The organism is Cryobacterium arcticum (assembly GCF_003185895.1).
Lineage (GTDB): Bacteria > Actinomycetota > Actinomycetes > Actinomycetales > Microbacteriaceae > Cryobacterium > Cryobacterium arcticum.
In genome coordinates this window covers 640,013-664,418 of sequence record NZ_QHLY01000012.1, presented here as the reverse complement: position 1 = coordinate 664,418, position 24,406 = coordinate 640,013, and the positions used below count along the sequence as shown (strand labels likewise).

The 24,406-nt window shown below is 66.5% G+C and carries 21 protein-coding genes; 11 read left to right on the top strand and 10 right to left on the bottom strand.

The genetic code is table 11. The features are described 5' to 3' along the window. Positions 1 to 212 precede the first annotated feature (212 nt). Together CTB96_RS12780 and glpK are read left to right on the top strand one after the other, a co-directional pair. On the top strand, positions 213 to 929 hold the full coding sequence (locus CTB96_RS12780) for an MIP/aquaporin family protein (RefSeq protein WP_248283482.1): 717 nt from the start codon (positions 213 to 215) through the stop codon (positions 927 to 929). Between the two features lie 172 nt (positions 930 to 1,101). After that, positions 1,102 to 2,616 carry a glycerol kinase GlpK gene (glpK, locus tag CTB96_RS12775; protein WP_110127263.1) on the top strand — a complete coding sequence of 505 codons (1,515 nt, stop codon included), beginning with the start codon at positions 1,102 to 1,104 and terminating at the stop codon, positions 2,614 to 2,616. Positions 2,617 to 2,667: 51 nt separating this feature from the next. Here the strand turns inward: glpK and trpD are convergent, their stop codons facing one another. Next, complete coding sequence (gene trpD, locus CTB96_RS12770; RefSeq protein WP_110127262.1) at positions 2,668 to 3,720, bottom strand: anthranilate phosphoribosyltransferase; 1,053 nt, start codon at positions 3,718 to 3,720, stop codon at positions 2,668 to 2,670. A gap of 140 nt (positions 3,721 to 3,860) precedes the next feature. Here trpD and ctaE point away from each other — a divergent pair, with 140 nt between their 5' ends. From ctaE to CTB96_RS12745, 5 genes are all read left to right on the top strand, one after another. Further along, entirely contained in the window at positions 3,861 to 4,490 is a 630-nt protein-coding gene (gene ctaE / locus CTB96_RS12765; RefSeq protein ID WP_427846488.1) for an aa3-type cytochrome oxidase subunit III, read from the top strand. A 24-nt stretch (positions 4,491 to 4,514) separates the two neighbouring features. Then, complete coding sequence (gene qcrC, locus CTB96_RS12760) at positions 4,515 to 5,327, top strand: cytochrome bc1 complex diheme cytochrome c subunit (protein ID WP_110127261.1); 813 nt, start codon at positions 4,515 to 4,517, stop codon at positions 5,325 to 5,327. Positions 5,328 to 5,380: 53 nt separating this feature from the next. Next, positions 5,381 to 6,454: a cytochrome bc1 complex Rieske iron-sulfur subunit gene (gene qcrA / locus CTB96_RS12755; RefSeq protein WP_110127260.1), complete on the top strand. Its 1,074-nt coding sequence runs from the start codon at positions 5,381 to 5,383 to the stop codon at positions 6,452 to 6,454. A gap of 14 nt (positions 6,455 to 6,468) precedes the next feature. After that, on the top strand, positions 6,469 to 8,067 hold the full coding sequence (qcrB, locus tag CTB96_RS12750; protein WP_110127259.1) for a cytochrome bc1 complex cytochrome b subunit: 1,599 nt from the start codon (positions 6,469 to 6,471) through the stop codon (positions 8,065 to 8,067). A 73-nt stretch (positions 8,068 to 8,140) separates the two neighbouring features. Beyond that, positions 8,141 to 8,980, top strand: coding sequence for a class I SAM-dependent methyltransferase (locus CTB96_RS12745; RefSeq protein WP_110127258.1), 840 nt, complete (start codon positions 8,141 to 8,143; stop codon positions 8,978 to 8,980). Between the two features lie 103 nt (positions 8,981 to 9,083). Here CTB96_RS12745 and ctaF read toward each other — a convergent pair whose 3' ends face one another. The 5 genes from ctaF to CTB96_RS12720 all read right to left on the bottom strand — a co-directional run bounded on the left by ctaF (position 9,084) and on the right by CTB96_RS12720 (position 14,397). After that, entirely contained in the window at positions 9,084 to 9,506 is a 423-nt protein-coding gene (gene ctaF, locus CTB96_RS12740; protein WP_110127257.1) for an aa3-type cytochrome oxidase subunit IV, read from the bottom strand. Beyond that, positions 9,507 to 11,243: an aa3-type cytochrome oxidase subunit I gene (gene ctaD / locus CTB96_RS12735; RefSeq protein ID WP_110127256.1), complete on the bottom strand. Its 1,737-nt coding sequence runs from the start codon at positions 11,241 to 11,243 to the stop codon at positions 9,507 to 9,509. Between the two features lie 3 nt (positions 11,244 to 11,246). Then, positions 11,247 to 12,134, bottom strand: a complete 888-nt coding sequence (gene ctaC / locus CTB96_RS12730; RefSeq protein WP_110127255.1) for an aa3-type cytochrome oxidase subunit II — start codon at positions 12,132 to 12,134, stop codon at positions 11,247 to 11,249. Between the two features lie 261 nt (positions 12,135 to 12,395). Continuing rightward, positions 12,396 to 12,752 carry an iron-sulfur cluster insertion protein ErpA gene (gene erpA, locus CTB96_RS12725; protein ID WP_110127254.1) on the bottom strand — a complete coding sequence of 119 codons (357 nt, stop codon included), beginning with the start codon at positions 12,750 to 12,752 and terminating at the stop codon, positions 12,396 to 12,398. A 208-nt stretch (positions 12,753 to 12,960) separates the two neighbouring features. Then, entirely contained in the window at positions 12,961 to 14,397 is a 1,437-nt protein-coding gene (locus CTB96_RS12720) for a dipeptidase (protein WP_110127253.1), read from the bottom strand. Between the two features lie 39 nt (positions 14,398 to 14,436). On the opposite strand from CTB96_RS12720, the gene CTB96_RS12715 reads away from it, so the two are divergent. Beyond that, positions 14,437 to 15,030: a DUF3043 domain-containing protein gene (locus CTB96_RS12715; protein WP_248283365.1), complete on the top strand. Its 594-nt coding sequence runs from the start codon at positions 14,437 to 14,439 to the stop codon at positions 15,028 to 15,030. Positions 15,031 to 15,105: 75 nt separating this feature from the next. Here the strand turns inward: CTB96_RS12715 and CTB96_RS12710 are convergent, their stop codons facing one another. Continuing rightward, positions 15,106 to 16,242, bottom strand: a complete 1,137-nt coding sequence (locus CTB96_RS12710; protein WP_110127251.1) for an alkaline phosphatase family protein — start codon at positions 16,240 to 16,242, stop codon at positions 15,106 to 15,108. Positions 16,243 to 16,354: 112 nt separating this feature from the next. On the opposite strand from CTB96_RS12710, the gene CTB96_RS12705 reads away from it, so the two are divergent. Together CTB96_RS12705 and CTB96_RS12700 are read left to right on the top strand one after the other, a co-directional pair. Further along, positions 16,355 to 18,826, top strand: coding sequence for a DNA gyrase/topoisomerase IV subunit A (locus CTB96_RS12705; RefSeq protein WP_110127250.1), 2,472 nt, complete (start codon positions 16,355 to 16,357; stop codon positions 18,824 to 18,826). A gap of 132 nt (positions 18,827 to 18,958) precedes the next feature. Next, entirely contained in the window at positions 18,959 to 19,663 is a 705-nt protein-coding gene (locus tag CTB96_RS12700) for an SDR family NAD(P)-dependent oxidoreductase (RefSeq protein ID WP_110127249.1), read from the top strand. Between the two features lie 153 nt (positions 19,664 to 19,816). On the opposite strand, the gene CTB96_RS12695 is transcribed toward CTB96_RS12700, so the two are convergent. Beyond that, positions 19,817 to 21,895, bottom strand: a complete 2,079-nt coding sequence (locus CTB96_RS12695) for a DNA gyrase/topoisomerase IV subunit B (protein ID WP_110127248.1) — start codon at positions 21,893 to 21,895, stop codon at positions 19,817 to 19,819. A gap of 199 nt (positions 21,896 to 22,094) precedes the next feature. Between CTB96_RS12695 and CTB96_RS12690 the strand changes: the two genes are divergently transcribed. After that, on the top strand, positions 22,095 to 22,331 hold the full coding sequence (locus CTB96_RS12690; RefSeq protein WP_066595309.1) for a DUF7455 domain-containing protein: 237 nt from the start codon (positions 22,095 to 22,097) through the stop codon (positions 22,329 to 22,331). A gap of 78 nt (positions 22,332 to 22,409) precedes the next feature. Here CTB96_RS12690 and CTB96_RS12685 read toward each other — a convergent pair whose 3' ends face one another. Both CTB96_RS12685 and CTB96_RS12680 read right to left on the bottom strand, forming a co-directional pair. After that, positions 22,410 to 23,138 (bottom strand): type 1 glutamine amidotransferase, encoded by a 729-nt coding sequence (locus tag CTB96_RS12685; protein ID WP_110127247.1) that lies wholly within the window; start codon positions 23,136 to 23,138, stop codon positions 22,410 to 22,412. Continuing rightward, the gene (locus tag CTB96_RS12680) at positions 23,135 to 24,403 is read right to left on the bottom strand and encodes a MurT ligase domain-containing protein (protein ID WP_110127246.1); all 1,269 of its coding nucleotides are present in this window, start codon (positions 24,401 to 24,403) and stop codon (positions 23,135 to 23,137) included. The genes CTB96_RS12685 and CTB96_RS12680 overlap by 4 nt, the downstream gene beginning before the upstream one ends. Positions 24,404 to 24,406 lie beyond the last annotated feature (3 nt).

Sequence of the window (24,406 nt, the reverse complement as noted above, 5' to 3'; positions counted from 1 at the left end):
CACAACCTACGCGCTGCCGACACTTCGGGTAAGAGGCAGGTGATCCGCGCAATCTGCTCGGTTTCGCTCTGGGGCTGGCCGCGCTATGGTGACTGCAAATTCGCTGAGAGCGACGGGATTGCTCCGGTCCAACCGGCATCTCACTCCTTACGAGAAAGGTCATCGTGGACAATATCGGACTTGTGTTTTTGTCGGAGGTCCTGGGCACAGGGATGCTGGTCCTCCTCGGTTGTGGCGTCGTGGCCAACGTGGCCCTGACGAAGAACAAGGGCTTCGGCGGTGGCTTCCTGATGGTGACCATCGGCTGGGGCTTCGCTGTCTTCGCCGGTGTGATCGTCGCCTACAACTCTGGTGCGCACCTCAACCCGGCTGTCACCCTCGGCCTCGTCGCCTCCGGTGCCACCGAATTCGGCTTGGGTGTGCCGGTGAACTTCCTCTCGGTACTGGTGTACCTGGCCGGCGAGTTCCTCGGCGCGTTCCTCGGCGCCGTGGTGGTCTGGCTGGCGTACAAGCAGCACTACGACGAGGAACCGGAACCGGCCAACAAGCTGGGCACCTTCTCCACCGGCCCGGCCATCCGTTCGTACGGCTGGAACCTGGTCACCGAGATCATCGGCACCTTCGTGCTGGTGTTCGTGGTGATCGCCTTCGGTGGCGGCCGCCAGGGCATCAACGGCGGTCTGGGTGCGCTCGGCGCCCTGCCCGTCGCCCTGCTCGTTCTGGTCATCGGCGTCTCGCTCGGTGGTCCGACCGGATACGCCATCAACCCGGCTCGTGACCTGAGCCCTCGGATCGCGCACTTCATCCTGCCGATCAAGGGCAAGGGCTCCTCCGACTGGGCCTACTCGTGGGTGCCCGTCGTCGGCCCCGTCATCGGCGGGCTGCTCGCCGGTTGGGCGTCGCTCATCTGGCTCCCCATCGTCGCGTGACCCGGCAGGCCGGTTCCGACCCGGGACCGGCCTGCTTTGCTGTGTCTACGACAACGGGAGGCCCGGCGGTCCGGCGACCGTGACCGGGAACCCCCGGTGAGCCGGACCGGATTCGCTCCGTCGGTTTTATAGTTCTCTTCAAGCCATCAATTCACGTACAAGGAGGTACACCATGGCTCAGTATGTACTCGCCATCGATCAGGGCACCACGAGTTCGCGTGCCATTATTTTCGACCACGCCGGCTCCATCGTCTCAACCGGACAACTCGAGCACGAACAGATCTTCCCGCGGGCCGGATGGGTCGAACACGATCCCGTCGAGATCTGGGACAACACCCGTGAGGTGATCGGCCAGGCGTTGTCCAAGGCCAACCTCACCCGGCACGACATCGCGGCCGTGGGCATCACCAACCAGCGCGAGACCGCGGTGGTCTGGGACCGCACCACCGGCAAGCCGGTCTACAACGCCATCGTCTGGCAGGACACCCGCACCCAGCCGATCGTCGACCGGCTCGCCGCCGACGGGGGCGTGGAACGGTTCAAGCAGAAGGTCGGCCTCCCCCTGGCCACGTACTTCTCCGGCACCAAGATCGTCTGGATCCTCGAGAACGTCGAGGGTGCCAGGGAGAAAGCCGAGCGCGGCGACCTGATGTTCGGCACCACCGACTCCTGGGTGCTCTGGAACCTCACCGGCGGCCTGGAGGGCGGGGTGCACGCCACCGACGTCACCAACGCCAGCCGCACCCTGTTCATGGATCTGGAAACCCTGCAGTGGGACGACGAGATCCTGGGCATCTTCAACGTGCCCAAGTCGATGCTGCCGGAGATCAAGTCCTCGTCGGAGGTGTACGGCACCGTGAACGAGCACAGCCTGCTGCGCGAGGTGCCGATCGCGGGCATCCTCGGCGACCAGCAGGCGGCCACCTTCGGCCAGGCCGCCTTCGACCAGGGCGAGGCGAAGAACACCTACGGCACCGGTAACTTCCTGATCTTCAACACCGGCACCGAGATCATCCACTCGAAGAACGGCCTGCTCACCACGCTGGGCTACAAGCTCGGCGACGCCGAACCGCACTACGCGCTGGAAGGCTCGATCGCGGTCACCGGCGCCCTCGTGCAGTGGCTGCGCGACAACCTCGGCATGATCACCTCGTCGGAGGAGATCGAAACCCTGGCCCGCTCGGTGGACGACAACGGTGGCGCCTACTTCGTGCCGGCGTTCAGCGGACTGTTCGCACCGTACTGGCGCTCGGATGCCCGCGGCGCGCTGGTGGGACTCACCCGCTTCGTCAACAAGGGCCACATCGCCCGGGCGGCGCTGGAGGCCACGGCGTTCCAGACCCGCGAGGTCCTGGACGCGGTCAACGCCGACTCCGGTGTTCCGCTGACCGAGCTCAAGGTCGACGGCGGCATGATCAAGAACAACCTGCTGATGCAGTTCCAGGCGGACATCATCGGCGTGCCCGTCGTGCGCCCGGTTGTTGCCGAGACCACGGCTCTCGGTGCGGCGTACGCCGCCGGCCTCGCGGTGGGGTTCTGGAGCACCCTGGACGAACTGCGCTCCAACTGGCAGGAAGACAGCCGCTGGACGCCGGAGCTGAGCGAGGAAGAGAGCGCGCGTCAGCTGCGGAACTGGAAGAAAGCCGTCACGAAGACCTTCGGCTGGGTCGACGAGGACGTGCTCTGACACCAGGGCGCCCACGCGCCGCCCTGCTCGAGCGCCCCGGAACGGTGCAGGTCAGCTTCGGCTGGCCTGCACCCACTGGGCAAGCTTGGCGGTGCCGGCACCGGAGTCGATGGCCTCGGCGGCGACAGCGATCTTGGCCCTGAACCGGTCGAGGATACTCACCTGGGACTGGGCCGGGTCGTGCGCGAGGTCGAACGCCACCAGGCCCGCCGCAGCGTTCAGCAGCACGATGTCACGCACCGGTCCGGTTTCGCCGCCGAGTACGGCGTGCACGACCGCAGCGTTGTGCGCCGGGGATCCGCCGACCAGCTGGCTCATTTTCGCCCGGGGAATACCGAGATCGCGCGGGTCGATGTCGTGCTCGGTCACCAGACCGCGGGACACCTCCCAGACGTGGCTGTGCCCGGTGGTGGTCAGCTCGTCGAGGCCGTCATCACCGCGGAATACCAGCGCGGACGCGCCCCTGGTCTGGAACACGCCGACGAAGAGCGGAACCCGATCGAGGTTGGCGACGCCGACGGCGCTCGCTTCCGGCCGCGCCGGGTTGACGAGCGGTCCGAGGAAGTTGAAGACGGTGGGGATGCCGAGTTCGGAGCGCACCGTGGCCGCGTGCCGGAAACCAGGGTGGAAGGCTGCGGCGTAAGCGAAGGTGATGCCGGTGGAGGCCAGGGTCGCCGCGACGACATCCGCCGACAGGGTCAGGTCGATACCGAGCTCGGCGAGGACGTCGGAGGAGCCAGATGCCGAACTCGCCGCCCGGTTGCCGTGCTTGATCACGGGCACGCCCGCCGCCGCGCAGACGATGGACGCCATGGTGGACACGTTGACGGTGCCGAACCTGTCGCCGCCCGTGCCGACGATGTCCAGGCCCATCGAGTCGACCGTCAACGGCACCGCGTGATCGAGGATCGCGTCCCGGAAACCGACGATCTCATCCACGGTTTCGCCCTTCGCCCGCAGCGCCACCAGGAATCCAGCCAGTTGAGCCGGAGTCGCCTCCCCCAGCATGATTCGTTCCATGCTCCAGGCCGCGTCGGCGACACTCAGGTCCTCCCCGCGGAGGAGAGCATCGAGAACGTTCGGCCAGGACTGGGATTCGAGCATGCCTCGATCTTAACAGCAGCGCTCCGACCCGGCATTTTGCCCCCCATCAGCAACAAGTAAGGCTTACCTAATTTCAAAATAGGGCCGAATGGCACTTCACCTTGAGAAAAACCTGTGCGGTAATCGGCCATAATGGAATAGTGACGACGACCTCAATTACTCCTCGGGCGACCCTCCCCGTAGTGAACAGGCCCAACAGCGTGGCAGTGGGCACCATTGTCTGGCTGGGCAGCGAAGTCATGTTCTTCGCCGGCCTGTTCGCCATTTACTTCACCCTGCGCTCGACCTCCCCCGGTCTGTGGGAGTTCGAAACCGAGAAGCACAACTTCACCTTCGCCCTGGTGAACACGCTGATCCTGGTGTCGTCCTCCGTGACCTGCCAGTTCGGTGTCTTCGCCGCCGAGCGCCTGCAGGCCAGGTCGACGGGGTGGAAGCCCAGCCAGTGGGGCATGGTCGAGTGGTTCTTCCTCACCTACGCCCTCGGTGCGATCTTCGTCTCCGGTCAGGTCCTGGAATACGCGACCCTGGTCTCCGAGGGTGTCACCCTCGCCTCCAACGCCTACGGTTCCGCGTTCTACCTCACCACCGGTTTCCACGGCATCCACGTGACCGGCGGACTCATCGCGTTCCTTCTGGTCATCGGCCGAGGATTCGCGGTCAAGAACTTCGGTCACAAGGAAGCCACCAGCGCCATCGTGGTCTCGTACTACTGGCACTTCGTCGACGTCGTCTGGATCGGGCTCTTCCTGGTCATCTACGTTCTTAAATAACAAGCAGGAGCGGACACACTCAGTATGCCCAGGACTCAGAAACCTACCAGCGGCCGTCAGCGCCGCTCCGGCCGGCGCAGCCCGCTCGCGAGCGTTGCCCTCATTGCGATCGGCCTGCTGTTCACCGGCGGCGCTTACGCCATGTTCAGCACGAGCACCGCGACCGCGGCCACGGACAGCGCATCGGCACAGACGGTCAGCGAGGGCGAGAAACTCTTCGCCGCGAACTGCGCGACGTGCCACGGCCTCAGCGCCGAGGGAACCGGCACCGGACCGAGCCTGATCGGCGTCGGAGCAGCTTCCGTCGACTTCCAGGTCGGCACGGGACGCATGCCCATGCAGGCCAGCGGCCCGCAGGCCATCGTCAAGCCCGTGCAGTTCACCGAGGAGCAGACTGCGGCCCTGGTCGCATACGTCGCCTCGCTGGCACCCGGCCCCGCCATTCCCGACGAAGAACTCCTGGACGCCCAGGGCGACGCCGCTGCCGGCGCAGAGCTCTTCCGGATCAACTGCGCTATGTGCCACAACGTCGCTGGAGCCGGTGGCGCCCTGACTGAGGGCAAGTACGCCCCGGCCCTGGAAGGTGTCTCCCCGCAGCACATCTACGAGGCCATGGTCACCGGCCCGCAGAACATGCCCGTCTTCAATGACATGAACATCTCGCCCGAAGACAAGCGCGACATCATCACCTACCTCAAGTACGTCGAGAACAACCCCTCACCGGGTGGACTGGCCCTGGGTTCCCTCGGACCGGTATCTGAAGGCCTCTTCCTCTGGATCTTCGGACTGGGCGCCATCGTCGCCCTGACCGTGTGGATCACGGCGAAATCGAACTGATCGGCATTCGGATATGACACAGCGAACACAGACAGCGCCCTCGAAGGAGAACCATGGCCAGCGATGAGACCAGCGGGAAGGATCTGACCCCTGCCGACTCCTCGAGCGTCGAGCACGTCACCGCGGCAGCGGGCACCGCCGTCGTCGCACGCGACGCCGTGGCCAACCCCGGCTTCCCGCCGCACCGTCCCCGGGTCACCGACCTCGATCCCCGCGCGGAGAAGCGCGCCGAGCGCACGGTCTACACCCTGTTCTACCTGTCCATCGTCGGTAGCGTCTTCGCCATCGCCGCATACATGATCTTCCCCATCGTTCCGGAAGACCCGGGATCGGTACGCCTGAACAACCTGTTCATCGGTATCGGCCTGGCGCTGGCACTGTTGGCGCTCGGAATCGGCGCCGTGCACTGGGGCAAGGCCCTGATGCACGACGAAGAAGGCATCGACGAGCGTCACCCGGTCCGCGGCAGCGACGAGACCCGCGCCCGCGCGGTCGAGATTTTCCAAGAGGCCAACACTGAATCCGGCTTCGGCCGTCGCACCCTGATTCGCAACAGCCTGATCGGCGCCCTGGTGGTATTCCCGCTGCCGGCCGTTGTGCTGTTCCGTGGCCTCGCACCGCAGGACCAGGACCCTGTCGCCCTCCTCAAGCAGACCATGTGGGAAAAGGGCACCAGACTCGCCCTCGACCCCTCCGGTTCGCCCATCAAGGCGTCGGATGTCACCCTCGGCTCCTCCTTCGCGGTGATTCCCGAAGGTTTGCAGGACCTGGAGCACGGCCGCCTCGAAGAGAAGGCCAAGTCCGCCGTGATCCTGGTGCGGATGAAGCCGGAAGATCTCATCCAGTCCCCGGAGCGCGAATCCTGGTCGTACGACGGCATCGTCGCGTACTCCAAGATCTGCACTCACGTCGGTTGCCCCGTCGGTTTGTACGAACAGCAGACACACCACTTGCTCTGCCCGTGCCACCAGTCGCAGTTCGACGTGGCCGACCACGCGAAGGTCATCTTCGGCCCGGCCAAGCGTCCTCTCCCCCAGCTCCCCATTGCTGTCGATGAAGAGGGATACTTGATTGCACAGAGCGATTTCCTTGAACCCGTCGGACCGAGCTTTTGGGAGCGACAGTGAGTACAACAACTGACATGAAACCCGCCGAAACGAAGAAGTCCGGCGGCTTCACCGGCGCCGCGGCGAACTACCTCGACGAGCGCACGAGCATTTCCACCGCGGTCAAGGAGCTGGGTCGCAAGATCTTTCCCGACCACTGGTCGTTTCTGCTCGGCGAGGTGGCGCTGTACAGCTTCGTCATCATCCTGCTGTCAGGCTCCTTCCTGACCTTCTTCTTCCAGGCCTCGATGGCGGAAGTGCACTACGACGGCTCGTACGTACCCCTCAAGGGCGTGGAGATGTCGGTCGCGATGGCCTCCTCGCTGGACATCTCCTTCGATGTGCGCGGCGGCCTGCTGATGCGTCAGGTGCACCACTGGGCGGCACTGCTGTTCGTGGCCTCCATCGGCCTGCACATGCTGCGCATCTACTTCACCGGCGCGTTCCGCAAGCCGCGCGAGCTCAACTGGGTGATTGGTTTCGTGCTGTTCATCCTGGCCATGGCCGAGGGCTTCACCGGCTACTCGCTCCCCGACGACCTGCTCTCCGGTAACGGCCTGCGGATCATCGACGGCATGGTCAAGGGCATCCCGGTCGTCGGCACCTGGATCTCGTTCCTCCTCTTCGGCGGCGAGTTCCCCGGCACCGACATCGTCGGCAGGCTCTATTCACTGCACATCCTGTTGCTCCCGGCAATCATCGTCGCGTTGATCGCGCTGCACCTGCTCTTCGTGGTCGTGCACAAGCACACCCAGTACCCCGGAGCCGGCCGCACGAACAACAACGTCGTCGGTTACCCGGTGCTGCCGGTCTACGCTGCGAAGGCCGGTGGATTCTTCTTCATCGTCTTCGGTGTCGTCATGCTGCTGGCGTCGTTCTTCACGATCAACCCGATCTGGAACTACGGCCCGTACGACCCCTCACCGGTCTCGGCCGGCACCCAGCCCGACTGGTACATCGGCTTCGCCGACGGTGCCCTGCGGTTGATTCCGCCGGGACTCGAGTGGGTCTGGCTCGGCCACACCTGGTCGTTCAACATCCTGATCCCCCTCGTCGGACTCGGACTCTTCATCGGCGTTGTGTTGCTGTACCCGTTCCTCGAAGCGTGGGTGACCGGCGACAAGCGCGAGCACCACATCTTGGACCGACCGCGCAACGCTCCGACCCGCACCGCGATCGGCGCTGCCGGTGTCACGTTCTACGCGGGCCTCTGGGCTGCGGCGTCGTCTGACATCATCGCCACGCACTTCAAGCTCACCATGGAGGGTGTCATCCACACCCTGCAGGCCGTGGTGATCCTGGGCCCGTTCATCGCCTTCTACATCACCAAGCGCGTCTGCCTGGCATTGCAGAAGAAGGACCGTGAGATCGTGCTCCACGGCTACGAGTCCGGACGCATCGTGCGCCTGCCCGGTGGCGAGTACATCGAGGTGCACCAGCCCGTTGATGAGTACGAGCGCTGGAAGCTGGTCAGCTACGCCGACTACAAGCCGCTCGAGCTCACCCCGAACGCGCAGGGCAAGGTGTCACCCATCCAACGGGTGCGCGCCGGCCTGTCCCGTTGGTTCTTCGAAGACCGGATCGCCCCGGTCGGCACCAAGGAACTTGAAGAGAGCCACGGCGATCACCACTAACACCCTTGGTGGGCCAGTTCGGGCACCGCAGCCACTCCAGACCCTGTCGGAGTGGCTCCGGTGCCCGAACTGTTTGACCGCCCTCTCCCCCGCCGACACGACAGTTCTCGCCTGTGCCAACGGTCACCGCTTCGACGTCAACCGGCGCGGCTTCGCCTCTCTGATCGTGGGTTCTCGGAAGCTCATCGGCGACTCCGCGGCCATGCTCGACGCCAGGGAGGCGTTTCTGGCGCGGGGCTGGTACGACGGGCTGCGTGCTGCGCTCGGCCGCCTCGTCGCCGCCGAGGCGGCAACCAGCGTCATCGACATCGGATGCGGCACCGGCTATTACCTCCGCGGTGTGCTCCGAACGCTCGCGGAGACGCAGGCGGCACCGACATCCCAACCCGACGAACCCGGCCTCAGGGCCTTGGCCGTCGACCTGTCCTCCGCAGCCGTTGCCCGAACCGTACGGGCCGGAGCGTCACTCTCAGCCGCGTCGACCGTGGGCCTGGTTGCGGATGTGTGGTCGCCCCTGCCAATTCGCGACGGTGCCGCCGGCATCGTCATCAATGTCTTCGCTCCGCGCAACCCGGCCGAGTTCCACCGCATCCTCAACCCCGACGGCTTCCTCGCCGTCGTGGTGCCGCACCCGACCCACCTGCAGGAACTGCGCGCGGCCGGTCTCGCGCTGGATGTCCACGGCAACAAGACGGCCGACCTGGTGTCGAGCCTCGATGGATTATTCGTGCTCGAGAGCTCCGAGGACCTGAGCTCTGTGCTGCCGCTGACCCCCGTAGATGTGGCTGCCTTGATCGGCATGGGTCCCTCGTCCCATCACCATGCCGCCGACGCAGCAGAGGATCACGACGAGCAGCGCACTGACGTCACGGTTGCCTTCAGACTGCTGGGCTTCCGTCGCATCACGGCCTAGTGCCGCTTGCGGGTCTCTGCGGAGCTCAGGGCCGGCCTGAAACGACGGAAGGCGCCATCCGACCTCGGGGTCGATGGCGCCTTCCGATGCTGCTGACGGGCCGTTAGCGGGCGAACAGGCCCCGGTAGTACTCGTACACCCAGCCGACGAGGCTGATCACGCCGATGCCCACGGCGATGAAGGAGATCCAGAAGCCCACGGCCAGGCCGAGGAACAGCAGGGCGGCGCTGGCGGCGAGCATGATCGGCCACCAGCTCCACGGGCTGAAGAAGCCGAGTTCGGGGTCACCGTCGTCGATGTTGGCATCCAGCAGGTCCTCGGGAAGTTCCCCGCCCTGAGCCTTGTAGACCCGGGACAGGTAGAAGCCGATGAACGCGACCAGCAGCGCGCAGAGCGCGATGGCGAAGGTGCCCACCCACTCGATGTGGCCCTGTAGCGGGTCAACCAGACCCCAGATCACGTACGCGACGGTGACCAGTGCGAGGAAGACCGTGAGGATCCAGTAGAGCTTGATATTGGCGTTCATCTACTTGACCTCTTCCGATGCCGCGTCGTACGTCGGGGCGTCCGGGGCATCCTTCGCCGGACCGACCCCCACCGGAATGCCCGCCTCGGGGTGGTTCAGGTCGAACGCGGGGCGCTCAGACCGGATCCTGGGGATCGAGGTGAAGTTGTGCCGCGGCGGCGGGCACGAGGTGGCCCACTCGAGCGAAGCGCCGTACCCCCAGGGGTCGTTCACGGTGACCTGGGGAGCCGTGCGCGCCGTGATGTACACGTTCAGGAAGAACGGGATCATCGACACGGCCAGGATCATCGACCCGACGGTGGACAGCTGGTTCATCCAGGTGAAACCGTCTTCGGGCAGGTAGGACGCGTACCGGCGGGGCATGCCGACGACGCCGAGCCAGTGCTGCACCAGGAAGGTGGTGTGGAACCCGATGAACAGCAGCCAGAAGTGCCACTTGCCGAGGCGCTCGTTGAGCATCTTGCCCGTCCACTTGGGCCACCAGAAGTAGAACCCGCTGAACATGGCGAACACGACCGTGCCGAACACCACGTAGTGGAAGTGGGCGACGACGAAGTAGGTGTCGGACACGTGGAAGTCCAGCGGCGGCGAGGCGAGGATGACGCCGGTCAGTCCACCGAAGGTGAAGGTGATCAGGAAGCCGATGGCCCAGAGCATGGGCGTCTCGAAGGTGATCGAGCCCCGCCACATCGTGCCGATCCAGTTGAAAATCTTCACGCCCGTTGGCACGGCAATGAGCATCGTCATGAGGGAGAAGAACGGCAGCAGGACCGAGCCGGTGACGTACATGTGGTGCGCCCATACGGTGACCGACAGGGCGGCAATCGAGATGGTGGCGTAGATGAGCGTCTTGTAGCCGAAGATCGGTTTGCGGCTGAAGACCGGGAAGACCTCTGACACGATGCCGAAGAACGGCAGCGCGATGATGTACACCTCGGGGTGGCCGAAGAACCAGAACAGGTGCTGCCAGAGGATGGCACCACCGTTGGCCGGGTCGTAGATGTGCGAGAGGAAGATCCGGTCGCTGGCAGCGGCGAGCATGGCGGCGGCGAGGACCGGGAAGGCCATCAGCACGAGGAGCGATGTGACCAGGATGTTCCAGGTGAAGATCGGCATCCGGAACATGGTCATGCCGGGAGCGCGCATGGTGATGATCGTGGTGATGAAGTTCACGCCACCGAGGATGGTGCCGAAGCCGGAGAGGCCCAGGCCGACCATCCAGAGATTACCGCCGATGCCGGGTGAGAACGTCGTGCTGGCCAGCGGTTGATAGGCGAACCAGCCGAACGAGGCGGCTCCCTGCGGGGTGAGGAATCCACCGACGGCGATCAGGCTGCCGAAGAAGAAGAGCCAGAAGGAGAAGGCGTTCAGCCGGGGGAAGGCCACGTCCGGCGCGCCGATCTGCAACGGCATGAGAGCGTTGGCGAAGCCGAAGAACAGCGGCGTCGCGAACATCAGCAGCATGATCGTGCCGTGCATGGTGAAGAGCTGGTTGTACTGCTCCTTCGTCTGCACGATTTCGAGGCCGGGCTCGAACAGCTGGGCGCGCATCACGAGCGCCATCACACCGCCGAGGCAGAAGTACACGAACGATGTGATCAGGTACATGTACCCGATGACCTTGTGGTCGGTGGAAGTGATCCAGCGGACGACGATGTTGCCCTTGCGGTCGACGCCGGTGGGACGCGAGACCGGGGACGCGGCCTGTGCGCCGGCCGGAGCGGTTGCTGTGCTCATGGTCTAGTTGCCTTCCTCAGCCGTCGGGGCTTCGGTGCCCGGGAGATTGGAGTTGCGGTCGTATTCGTTGGAGACCTGACCGTCGTTGCCGGCGGCCCGCAGCGACTCGACGTACGCCTCGTAGTCGGCCTCTGACACCACCTCGACGTTGAAGAGCATCAACGAGTGGTACTCGCCGCACAGCTCGGCGCACTTGCCGGCGTAGGTGCCGATGCGCTCGGGGATGACCGACATGTAGTTGGTCTTTCCGGGGATCATGTCCTTCTTGTAGAGGAAGTCGATGACCCAGAAGGAGTGGATGACGTCGCGGGATTCGAGCGCGATCTCGATCTTCTTGCCCACCGGCAGAACGAGGGTGGGGATCTCGGATTCGACCAGGGCGCCTGCTTCGCCGTCGGCGTCGGGCTGGCCCTGGATGCCCTGGGTGAACACGTCGTCGGTGACGTAGTTGAAGTCCCAGGCCCACTGCTTGCCGAGAACTTCGATCTTGACCTCAGGCTCGTCGAAGCGGGCTTCGATGGCGTTCTGGTCGCGCGCGGTGAAGGCGAAGAAGCCCAGCACGAGGATCAGCGGCACGATCGTGTAGAAGATCTCGATCGGCATGTTGTAGCGCAACTGCACCGGGAGGCCGGTCTGGCCCTTGCGGCGGCGGTACACCACGACTGCCCAGATCGTCAGTCCCCAGGTGATGAGGCCGACGATGAGCAGGACGATCCAGGAGGTGGTCCAGAGGCCGGCAACACGCTCGGTGTTGTTCGTGACCGGGGCCTCACCCTCCACAAAACCGGGCAGGTACCCGTGGAGTTGAGCCTGGGTGCATCCAGCCAGGACTATGGCGAGCGTTGCTGCGACCGGAATGACGGCCCATCGGAGACGGCGGTTTTTGAGCACCGGTGACCTTTCGGAAAGACGTGAGGGCACTACACAGGAAGTGCGTTTATCATCTTCAGCCTACTCCGCGCCGATCCCCCAGGAGTGCAGTTGGGCCCGTGCCGGGAAAGAAAACGCCCGATTTCGTCTCCGGCCAACAGGGTCGAAGGGCCTGACTCGGGCTGTTTTCCCGGCCCATCCGGCCCGAAAACTCCTCCAGCCGAATATGCGTGCGGGAGGCCATCCGCTGGATGGTCTCCCGGGTCACACACCTGATTTGGCTTAGTGGAAAGAATCTCCACACGCGCAGCTGCCGCCGGCGTTCGGGTTGTCGATGGTGAAGCCCTGCTTCTGGATGGTGTCCTCGAAGTCGATCGAGGCGCCTTCGAGGTACGGCACGCTCATCTTGTCGACGACGACCTCGACACCCTCGTAGTCCACGACGGCATCGCCGTCGAGGGTGCGCTCGTCGAAGTAGAGCTGGTAGATCAGGCCGGAGCATCCGCCGGGCTGCACGGCTACGCGCAGACGGAGGTCTTCGCGACCCTCCTGCGTGAGCAGGCTGCGCACCTTCTGGGCGGCAACATCGGTCAGGCCGACGCCGTGGGCGGATGAGCGGGTTTCGAGCGTGTCGGTCATGGTACTCCTCGGTATTATCCGGTTTCGCATTCGGTGATGGTCCCACGCCCGTGGGGTTCGACCGGCGAATCTGGTTGTATTCTACCCATCCGTCCCGGGAATCTGCTGGACCAGTGGGGTGGATTCTGTTCGGGCTTCATACGGTGAAGCGTCCACCGTGGCCCAGTATTCCCCGGCACGGCATTCCCGGCCCCGGCTTTGAACCGGCTCAGTGCCCGGTGCGGGAGTTCAATCGCCCGAGGAGGAACGCCTCGCTCAGGACGGCGCGGGTGAACACGCCCAGGTGCAGGGACTCGTTGGGGCTGTGCGCCCTCGAGTCCGGGTCCTCCACGCCGGTCACCAGGATCTGGGCAGCGGGGAACTCGCGCACGAGGTCGGCGATAAACGGGATCGACCCGCCGATGCCGACGTCGACGGGGTCGACGCCCCACGCCGACGCCATGGCCAGGCGGGTTTCGGCCACGGCCCAACCGTCGGTGTCCACTAGGAACGGGTCTCCGGTGTCGAGATCGTCGATGCTGATCTGAGCGCCGAACGGCGCGTTGGCGCGGAGGTGCTCTTCGATGACCGTGGCGGCCTCAGAGGCCGACTGACCGGGTGCGATCCGCACGCTGACCTGCACACTCACCGACGGGGTGAGGGTGTTGGATGCGTTCGCCACCGTCGGTGCGTCGATTCCGGTGACCGTCACGGCAGGCTGCGACCAGAGCCGGCTCAGGATGGTGCCGTGTCCGATGGGTTGCACGCCGTCCAGCAGCCCGGTTTCGGCCCGCAGGGCTGCTTCGTCGTAGGGCGGGGTGGGCGCGTCGTGGCTGGTGAGGCCGGCGATCGCGACGGAACCGTCGGCGTTGTAGAGGGTGCCGAGGAGTTTGATGGTGGCCATCATGGCGTCGGGCACCGCGCCGCCGAACATGCCGGAGTGCGATGCGTGCGCCAACGTGCTCACCGTGAGGCGGAACGTGACATTGCCGCGCAGGGCGATCGTGATCGCCGGCGTGTTGATGTCCCAGTTGTTGGAGTCCGCCACGACGATGGCGTCGGCGGCCAGGGCAGCCCGGTTCTCGGTCAGGAAGGTGGCGAAGGAGCGGCTGCCGAACTCTTCCTCCCCCTCGATGAAGAGGGCCAGGCCGAGGTCGATGTCCCCCGCCGTGACGGCGAGGAACGCGCGCAGGGCGGCGATGTGCGCCATCACCCCGGCCTTGTCGTCGGCGGCGCCACGGCCGTACAGCCGGTCTCCGCGCACGGTCGGCTCGAACGGCGGCGACTCCCACTGCTCGTCTTGTCCGGGGGGCTGCACATCGTGGTGGGCGTAGAGGAGAACGGTCGGACGGCCGTTCTTCGCCGCCCTGGTCGCCAGGATGGCGGGCTGGCCCAGCTCGTCGGTGCCGGGGATGCCCGCCTGAGTGACGCTCACCGACTCGAAGATCCCGATCTCCCGCACGAGTTCGGCCACGGCTTCGGCGCTCGCGCGCACGTGCTCCCGGTCGAATGCGGCCCAGGACACCGAGGGGATCCGCACCAGGGCAGAGAGGTCGGCGATGGTGCGCGGCAACTCCCGGGTGACCGCGGAGCGCAGGGCCGGATCGAGCGGCGCCTCCACGTCTTGCTGGGGGGTTCCTGCGGCTGTATCCACGGTATGCGTCATGCGAGTAATCTTAAGGCAACTCAAATGCAAGGAACTGATGTGGCTAAGCAACCTGTAAATCCCGGCGCCGAGTCGTCGATCGAGACCGTCGACGAGACGAAGGCCAGGCTTGCCGGCACCTCGACCGGCAAGGGCCAGCCGACGCCGAGCCGGCGCGTGCAGGAAGCCGCGAACAAGCGTCCCCTCGTTCCGGACGACCGCAAGCTCGCCGCGAAGCAGCAGCGCGCCAAGTCCGCTGAGGCCCGCGAGAAGGCCCGCCTCGGCATGGCTGCCGGCGAGGACAAGTACCTTCCGGTGCGCGAACGCGGACCGCAGAAGAAGTTCGCCCGTGACTACATCGACGCCCGCTTCAATGTGGGTGAGTTCATGATCCCGGTGATGTTCGCCGTCATCCTGCTCACCTTCTTCCCGGACCCGTCGGTGCAGACGTACGGCATCCTCGCCCTCTGGGCGTTCTTCCTGGTGGCGATCGTGGACTGTGTCGTCCTCGGCTTCATCCTGACCAAGAAGGTCGAGGCGAAGTTCCCCGGCAAGGCCGAGAAGGTGCGCTGGTACGCGGCCATGCGCGCCCTGCAGTTGCGGGTGATGCGCCTGCCGAAGCCCCAGGTGAAGCGCGGCCAGTACCCCGCCTGATCTGCTGCAGCCGTCAGATACGACGAACCCCCGTGAGCCTGCTCACGGGGGTTCGTCGTTTCTGTCGACCGGTGTTCACCGCCGGTAAGCGCCCAGGCGGACCACCGGCACCCGGAGTTCCTCGTCGGTGAGCGAGCCGTGCTGGCCGACCATGCTGCGTGCCGACTGGTTCGGCTCTCTGGAGTCGTAGTAGGCGATGAGCTTGCGCGCGGCGACGATCACATCACCGATCCGCGGAAGCGCCTCGGCCCGCACCTGCCCGAACAACCCGGCCTGCACGGCCTCCGCCCGGGTGAAGATCCAGGCCCGCTCCCCCTCGACGCTGCGCCAGGCATCCGCGAGCTGATCGGCGTCGACGCCGGGGTCGGTGTACAGCTGCAGGCAGCGGGGGTCTCCACCGATGTGGCGTACCCCGGCAACGAGGGCGGGCACGGTGTCGAAGAGCACCTGCTTGGCGGCGGGCACGTCGACCACCCCGTGGTCTGCGGTGAGGATCATGCCCTCGTCGGAGCGGAGGCCCGCGGCGAACTTCGCCGTTTCGGCGTCGAGGCTCTCCAACTGGGCGAGCCAGCGGTCGGACTCCCAGCCGTGCGCGTGCGCATTGATGTCGAGCTCGGGAACATAAAGGTAGATCAACGCGCGCGGTTCGCTGTCGAAGAGTGTGCGCGCCGCCTCGAATCTCGCGGCGATGGTCTCGGCAGGCACGTAGCCGGCGCCGCGGAGCACGGCCTGGCTGAAACCGGAGTCCGCGAATCTCTTAGGTCCGACGGCGAAGCTCGGGATGCCCAGAGCGGTGGCGTGTTCGAAGACCGTCGGCTGGTTCTGCCAACTGAGCGGTTGCATCTGCGCGTCCCAGCCGGTGAGCTGGTTGACCACCCTGTCGTTGTCGGCGTCGAGCACCTTGTACCCGACCAGACCGTGGCTGCCCGGGGCGACTCCGGTGGTGAGCGACGCGATGCCCGCCGCCGTCGTGGCCGGGAAGACCCCGTCGACGACGTCGGTCTTGGCCAGGTTCGCGGTGAGGAACCGGGCGTGCCCGGCCCTGGCCCGGAGACTGCTGACCCCGAGGCCGTCCGCGAGGACGACGACGGCCCGCGCCGCCTGCGGCAGTCCGAGCGGGTTAGGGCTGCCCTGCAGGGACGCCAGGGAACTTGTCAGAACGTCGGCAAGGCGAACGGCGCCAAAGGGCCGGACCGGTAGCATAGGGGGCATCTGGCCCAGTCTGTCATAGACGAAAGCCGCGAGTTTCCTGGCGCAGATCAGTGCGCATCAGCCCGTGCTCAGCCGGTCGTGCCGGCGGGGCCCCACTCAGCAGAATCTACGAATGAGCCGCTCAGAGAACACCGTGCCCGCCGCATCCACCGAACGTATCGAAGACGTCGATGTGTCGACGGAAATGCAGGGATCGTTCCTCGAGTACGCCTACTCGGTGATCTATTCGCGTGCCCTTCCCGATGCCAGGGACGGGCTCAAGCCCGTGCAGCGACGCATCCTGTACCAGATGAGCGAGATGGGCCTGCGCCCGGACCGTGGCCACGTCAAGTCGGCCCGCGTCGTCGGAGAGGTCATGGGCAAGCTGCACCCGCACGGTGACACGGCGATCTACGACGCCATGGTGCGCATGGCACAGGCGTTCACTCTCCGGGTGCCGTTGATCGACGGTCACGGCAACTTCGGCTCCCTCGACGACGGCCCGGCCGCACCGCGCTACACCGAGGCCCGCCTGGCCGCTCCGGCCCTGGCGATGACCGAACACCTCGACGAAGACGTCGTGGATTTCGTGCCCAACTACGACAACCAGCTCACCCAGCCCGACGTGCTGCCCGCCGCCTACCCGAACCTGCTCGTGAACGGCGCCAGCGGCATCGCGGTGGGTATGGCCACCAATATGGCCCCGCACAACCTGATCGAGGTCATCGGTGCGGCCCGGCACCTGCTCGCCCATCCGCGGGCGACCCTGGACGAGCTGATGGAGTTCGTGCCGGGACCCGACCTGCCCACCGGCGGCACGATCGTGGGCCTGGCCGGGATCAAGGACGCCTATCTCACCGGGCGGGGCAGCTTCAAGACCCGCGCCAAGGTCTCGGTCGAGGCGATCACCGCCCGCAAGTCCGGGCTCGTCGTCACCGAGTTGCCCTACCTGGTCGGACCGGAGCGGGTCATCGAGAAGATCAAGGACGGCGTCAACTCCAAGAAGCTCAGCGGCATCTCGGATGTCACCGACCTCACCGACCGCACCAAGGGGCTGCGGCTGGTGATCGGCATCAAGACCGGGTTCAGCCCCGAGGCCGTGCTCGAGCAGCTGTACCGGGTGACTCCGCTCGAAGACTCCTTCAACATCAATGCCGTCGCCCTGGTCAACGGCGGCCCGCAAACGCTCGGACTGGTCGAACTGCTGCAGGTCTACGTCGACCACCGCATCGAGGTCGTCACCCGACGCTCGGCCTACCGACTCGCCCGGCGCAAGGAACGCCTGCACCTGGTTGAGGGACTGTTGATCGCGATCCTCGACATCGACGAGGTGATCCAGGTCATCCGGGCCAGCGACGACACCGAGCAGGCCCGCGCCCGCCTCATCGACGTGTTCGACCTCAGCCAGATCCAGGCCGAATACATCCTCGAACTGCGACTGCGCCGGCTCACCAAGTTCTCCCGGATCGAGCTCGAAACCGAACGCGACCAGTTACTCGCCGAAATCCGCGCGCTGGAGATCCTGCTGAGCAACAAGCAGGCCATCCGCACCCTGGTGTCCGACGAACTCGCCCTCGTCTCCGACCGGTTCGGCACCCCGCGGCGCACCCTGCTGACGGAGGCCCGGCCGAGCATCGCCGGCGCCTCGGCCAAGCGCACGGCCGCCGTGCTCGAGGTCTCCGACTCCCCCACCCGGGTGTACCTGAGCACCACCGGCCGCATCGCCCGGGTCGACCTGCCCCAGAGCATCGACGACCAGGTTGAGCGCATCACTCCCGCGCAGCGGCGCAGCAAGCACGACGCCGTGCTCTCCGCCCTCGACACGACCACCCGCGCCGAGATCGGCGCCGTGACCAACCGGGGCCGGCTCATCCGCTTCTCCCCCGTCGACCTGCCCGCCCTGCCCCCCACCTCGATCCAGCTCGCCGCCGGCGTGCGGGTGCGGGACTACCTCTCGCTGTCCGGCACCGAGGTCGTGCTGGCGATCGTGTCGCTCACGAGCGACCGGGCGATCGCGCTGGGTACCAAGCAGGGTGTGGTCAAGCGGGTCACCCCGAACGACTGGGCGAACAAGCCCGACTTCGAGATCATCTCGCTCAAGCCCGGTGACGAGGTCATCGGCGCCGTGCAAGGCGCGGAAGACGACGAACTGGTCTTCGTCGCCTCGGACGCCCAGCTCCTGCGCTTCCCGGCCGGCACGGTGCGTCCGCAGGGCCGCACCGCCGGCGGCATGGCCGGTATCAAGCTGGGCGCCGACGTTCAGGTGGTGTACTTCACCAGCCTGTCGACCGCCGACGCCGACGAGGCCGTCGTGGCGACGATAGCCTCCGGCAGCCAGACCCTCGCCGGTACCGACCCGGGCAGCGCCAAGGTCTCGGCCTTCACCGAGTTCCCCGCCAAGGGCCGGGCAACGGGCGGTGTGCGCTCGCACAGGTTCCTCAAGGGCGAAGACGTGCTCAGCCTGGCTTGGGTGGGGTCTGTGCCCGCGCGTGCCGTCGGCATCGATGGTGCGCCCCGCGTCCTCCCGGACTCCGGCGCCAGGCGGGATGCCTCTGGCACCATGCTCGACGCCGTGGTCGGCTCCATCGGTTCCGGCATCGGCTGACCCGCCTCGATCGCGAGTGCGCAACTGTTGCCCGTGCGGACTTCTGCGTCCGGCGCACCGGGCGCAGTAGTCCGGAGCGGCATCAGTTGAGCCGCCGCTCCGCGGTTGCCGCTGCGGCAGTAAGGTGAGGCCATGGCTGAGCTGAACGGGTCCACCATCCTCGTCGTCGGGGCGACCGGCGGACTCGGTCGGGAGATCGCCCTGGCGCTCTCGGCCGCCGGGGCAACCCTCGTGCTCAGCGCCAGGGATCCGGCGGACCTCGCCGCTCTCGGTGTGCCGGGGGCGATCGTTCCCGCCGATCTGACCGATCCGGCCGGCATCAGCCGCCTCGTGGAGGAAGCAACGAGCGTCACCGGCGGACTCGACGGCGTGGTGGTGGCTGCTGGAGTGGTCGCCTTCGGGCCGGTCACGGCGCTCTCCCCCGCCACGATCGACCGTCTCTTCGCGGTCAACAGCGTCGCCCCGATGCTGTTGCTGCAGGCCGCCCACCCTGCTCTGGCGGCGTCGGCGGCCGCCGGTCGCTCGCCGTTCCTGCTCACCCTCAGCGGAGTCGTGAGCGAGTCCCCGACCGCGAACCTCGCCGCCTATTCGGCGTCGAAGGCCGCGATCGCCGCGTTCGGGGCAGCCGCCGGCCGGGAGTTGCGACGCGCCGGGATCAGGATCATCGATGCCAGGCCGGGTCACACCGAGACCGCGCTGTCCACGCATCCGATCGCGGGCGAGACGCCCCGCCTGCCCCGTGGCCTCGACCCCGCCGCCGTCGCGGCACGGATCGTGCGCGCCATCCTGACCGACGAACGCGACCTGCCGAGCACGGCCTTCTCTCCCGGCGCCTGACCGCGGGTATCCCCGCACCCGCGCCACCGCAGCCGCGCACCCGCGCCACGCCGACACAACTGTTGCCCGTGCGGACTTCTGCGCCCGGCGCACCGGCCGCAAATGTCCGCTTCGGGAACAGTTTCGTCGGGGGCAGGGGCGGGAAGCGGGCGGCTATACGTCGATGCGGTCGCGGCTGAGCTTGTCGGAGCTGTCGATGATGAACTCCTTGCGCGGGGCGACGTCGTTGCCCATCAGGAGCTCGAAGACCTTGCCCGCCATCTCGGCGTCGGCCACGCGCACCCGGCGCAGGGTGCGGTGGGAGCGTTCCATCGTGGTGGTCGCCAGCTGGTCGGCGTCCATCTCGCCCAGGCCCTTGTAGCGCTGGATCGGGTCCTGGTAGCGCTTGCCACTCTTCTTCAACGCCGCGAGCACACCCTGCAGCTCCGGTTCGGAGTAGGTGTAGATCGTCTCGTTGGGTTTGCTGCCCGGGTTCATCACGATTACCCGGTGCAGCGGCGGCACGGCGGCGAAGATGCGGCCGGCCTCGATCATCGGGCGCATATAGCGGAAGAACAGGGTGAGCAGCAGGGTGCGGATGTGAGCGCCGTCGACGTCGGCGTCGCTCATGATGATCACCTTGCCGTACCGGGCAGCGGAGAGGTCGAAGCTGCGGCCGGACCCGGCGCCGATCACCTGGATGATCGAGGCGCACTCGGTGTTGGAGAGCATGTCGGAGACCGAGGCCTTCTGCACGTTCAGGATCTTGCCGCGAATCGGCAGCAGTGCCTGGTGCTCGCTGTCGCGGGCCAGTTTGGCGGTGCCCAGCGCCGAGTCGCCCTCGACGATGAACAACTCGCTGAGTTCGACGTCGTTGCTGCGGCAGTCCACCAGCTTGGCCGGAAGCGAAGAGCTCTCCAGGGCGTTCTTGCGCCGCTGGGTCTCCTTGTGGGCGCGGGCGGAGATGCGCGACTTCATCTCGGCCACGATCTTGTCGAGCACAACCGCGGACTGGGTCTTGTCGTCGCGCTTGGCCGAGGTGAACCGCTCGGTCATGGTCTTGTTGATCACCGCGGCCACGATGGCGCGCACGGCGGGTGTGCCCAGCACCTCCTTGGTCTGGCCCTCGAACTGCGGTTCGGGCAGCCGGACCGTGAGCACGGCGGTCAAACCGGCGAGGATGTCATCCTTCTCCAGCTTGTCCGAACCGACCTTCAGCCGCCGGGCGTTCTGTTCCACCTGGGCACGCAGGAATTTGAGCATGCCGGCATCGAAACCGGCCTGGTGGGTGCCGCCCTTGGGCGTGGCGATGATGTTGACGAAACTCTTGATCACGGTGTCATACCCGGTGCCCCAGCGCAGGGCGATGTCCACCTGGCAATCGCGCACCAGTTCCGTCGGGATCATGGCTCCGCTGTCGGTGAGCACGGGCACGGTCTCGCTGAAGCTGCCGGCGCCGGTGAGCCGCCAGGTGTCGGTGATCGGGGTGTCGACCGCGAGGTGGTCCACGAATTCGGAGATACCGCCCGCGAAGGTGAACGACTCGGCCACCGGCTCGGCGCTCCGCCGGTCGTCGATGTTGATGGTGAGGCCCGGAATCAGGAACGCCGTCTGGCGGGCCCGGCCCATCAGGTCCTCGGTCTGGAAGGTCGCTCCCTTGGTGAAGATCTGCCGGTCGGCCCAGTAGCGGATGCGCGTTCCGGTGACGCCCTTGCGCACCTTGCCGACGATGCGCAGTTCGCTCTTGTTCTCGAACGGGGTGAACGGCGCATCCGGGCTCTTCTCGCCGGTGTCGGCGAAGATACCGGGCTCGCCCCGGTGGAAGGACATGGCGTAGGTCTTGCCGTCCCGGTCGACCTCGACGTCGAGGCGCTCCGACAGCGCATTGACCACCGAAGCGCCGACGCCGTGCAGTCCGCCCGACGCCGCGTACGAGCCGCTGCCGAACTTCCCGCCGGCGTGCAGCTTGGTGAAGACCACTTCGACACCGGTCAGGCCGGTCTTGGGTTCGATGTCGACCGGGATGCCGCGCGCGGTGTCACTGACTTCGACGCTCTCATCGGCGTGCAGCACGATGCCGATGGCCGTGCCGTGTCCACTGAGCGCCTCGTCGACCGAATTGTCGATGATCTCCCACAGGCAGTGCATCAACCCGCGCGAGTCGGTGGAACCGATATACATGCCGGGGCGTTTGCGCACCGCGTCCAGGCCTTCGAGGACCGAAAGATGGCGGGCGGAATAGTCAGAACTCACAACGGTTAAGAATAGTGACCCTGACGCCTCCGGCCCCGATCGACACCCGCGGACGCCTGATGTTGCGGGGTTCACCGGGAGATTGCTACGCGGTGAGCGAAATGTCGCCGAACTGTGGCCCAAATGGGGCCCGACCGTGTTTACATGGTCACTAACGATTCAATTGGTATCACCTGGTATCAGCTTGGAGGAGGAGAATATGTCCCAGATCGCCACCGAAAATGGTGCCGTCGACCAACAGGGCGCCCCCCACCAGCTCACCGCGGCCGACCGCTGCGACGCTTGTGGCGCTCAGGCCTACATTCGTGTAGTCGTCAATAACAGCGAGTTGCTCTTCTGCGCCCACCACGGACGCAAGCACCAAGAGAAGCTCGCCGCCATCGCCGAGAGCTGGCACGACGAGTCGAGCCGTCTGTTCGAAGACCAGAAGTCCTAGGCCCTTCGGGCACCGCACGCCGGTTTCGCCGGCGCTGCGGTGCCACGGGTTCCATCCTTGGCCACGGCCGGGTGGGTCCTACTCCGAGGTAAGGCTGAGCCGCACTGCAACCACGTTGCGTGCGGCTCTTGCTATGTCGTCAACGGATGCGGTCATGGCCGAAGGCACGAGCGTGAGGCCCCGGGCCGCACACGCCGTGGCGAGCATCCGGTCGGCCAGCTGCGGGTTGCGGGCGAGCACCGGACCGTGCAGATGGGTGCCGATGAAGCTGCCCTCGACAGTTCCCTCGGTGCCGTCGCCGTTTCCGGTGCCGGACCGCACCGTACCGAGCGCCACCGGCGAACCGGCGTATCCCCTGGCATGGTTCTCGAAGCCGAGCAGCCGACCGGCTTCGGCGTCGACGACGAGGTCGTCGGCAATTCTCGCCGCCAGTGGCCTGGCCCGACCGCTCACCAGGCCGAGGCCCTCGACCGAGCTGTCACCCGTGACGTCGATGCCCGCGCTGAGCAGCTCCCAGCCGGTGCCGACGGCGAGCACCGGCACGTCGTCGTCCAGCCAGCGCCGGAGTGCGCTTTGAAGGGGGCGCAGGGCGTCTCGGGCCGCGACGAGGTCGGTGTCGGTTCCGGAGCCGAGCACGACCAGGTCGGCGCTCTCCGGCAGATCGGCGACAGTATTCACGGCAACGACCGTGGCCTCGAGCCCAGCCCATCGGGCGCGTTGCGCGAGAACGCGGGCGTTGGCCGCGTCGCCGTTGGTGTCCAGCAGTCGCGGGAGCACGCTGACGATGGTGAGCTGGGCAGGTGTCATGACGGGTCCGATTCGTTGGTCGCCAGGCCGAGGTGGGCGCGGGTGCGCCTCATCGAATCGGCCGAGAAGATGATCGTCTTCACCCCGGTACTGGGCTCGGGCAACGCCAGGAAATCGTCGAGCGCACGGCCGAGGTCGGGTTCAATCCGCTCGACCACCACACCGTCATAGGCCAGTTGCAGGGCGATGTCCTGGGCCTTGGACCCCGAGGCGATGAGCACCCGGCCGAGGCTGGAGGTGTCTGCCGGCCAGAGGTAGGAGGGATCGCGCACGTCGGACCCGACGGCCACGAGGATCTGTTCCGTCGTGGGGTCCAGGCTGTCCACATTCAGCTGCATGCTGGCGGGGTTCTGCACCAGGACGAATTCCACCGTGGTGCCGCGCACCGAGACGACCTCGCCGCGGCCGAACACCGGCGGGATCGCCGAGATCGCGGTAACGGCGACGGCTGCGTCGAACCTGTCGAGGAGCGTGGAGCGGGCGGCGGCCAGAGCGGTCAGCGCATCCACCGCGTAGTGGGTACCGCGGGCGGGCAACCCTACCTCGTGCACCCTGCCGTCGACCAGAACGGTAGCGTCGCGTCCGCTGACCTGCGTGAGCACCATGCCGTCCGCGGCGTCGAGGCGGGCGGGCGACGTGAGCGTGTAGCCCAGTCCCCGGGGATTCTGGGCCAGGACGTCCTCGGTCACGCCGTACCGCGCAATGGTGACGCCGGGAGCGATGCCCTCAGCCAGCCGGGACAGGTACAGGTCGTCGGCGTTCAGCACGACGGAGCCTGTGGCCCGCGCCGCGATCTTCGCCAGCATGGCCGCGACCATGTCGGAGTCGTGGAAGCGGTCGATCTGGTCGACCATGACGTTGGTGAGCACCACCACCCGGGGGGTGAGGGTCGGCGAGATGAGAGCGCCGTGGCCCTCGTCCATCTCGAGCACCGCGATGTCACCGGCGATACGCCCGGTCAGGCTGACCTCCTCCAGCAGTGCGGAGGTGAGTCCTTGACTGATGTTGGCCGTTGACTGATTGGTGAACACCGACACGCCGTGGGCGCGGAGCGCCGCGACGAGCATCTTCGTGGTCGTCGACTTACCGGCCGAACCGGTCACGATGACCAGTCCGCCGGGGAAGCTGTTCAGGGTACGGGGCAGGAACCCCGGCGCGATGGTGTTGACCACCAGGCCGGGGACGGCAGACCCGCCACCGGGTTTGCGCCAGCGCGCGAGGGTGCGCGCGACCCTGCCGAGCAGGATCGCCGGCGCATACCGCACAGG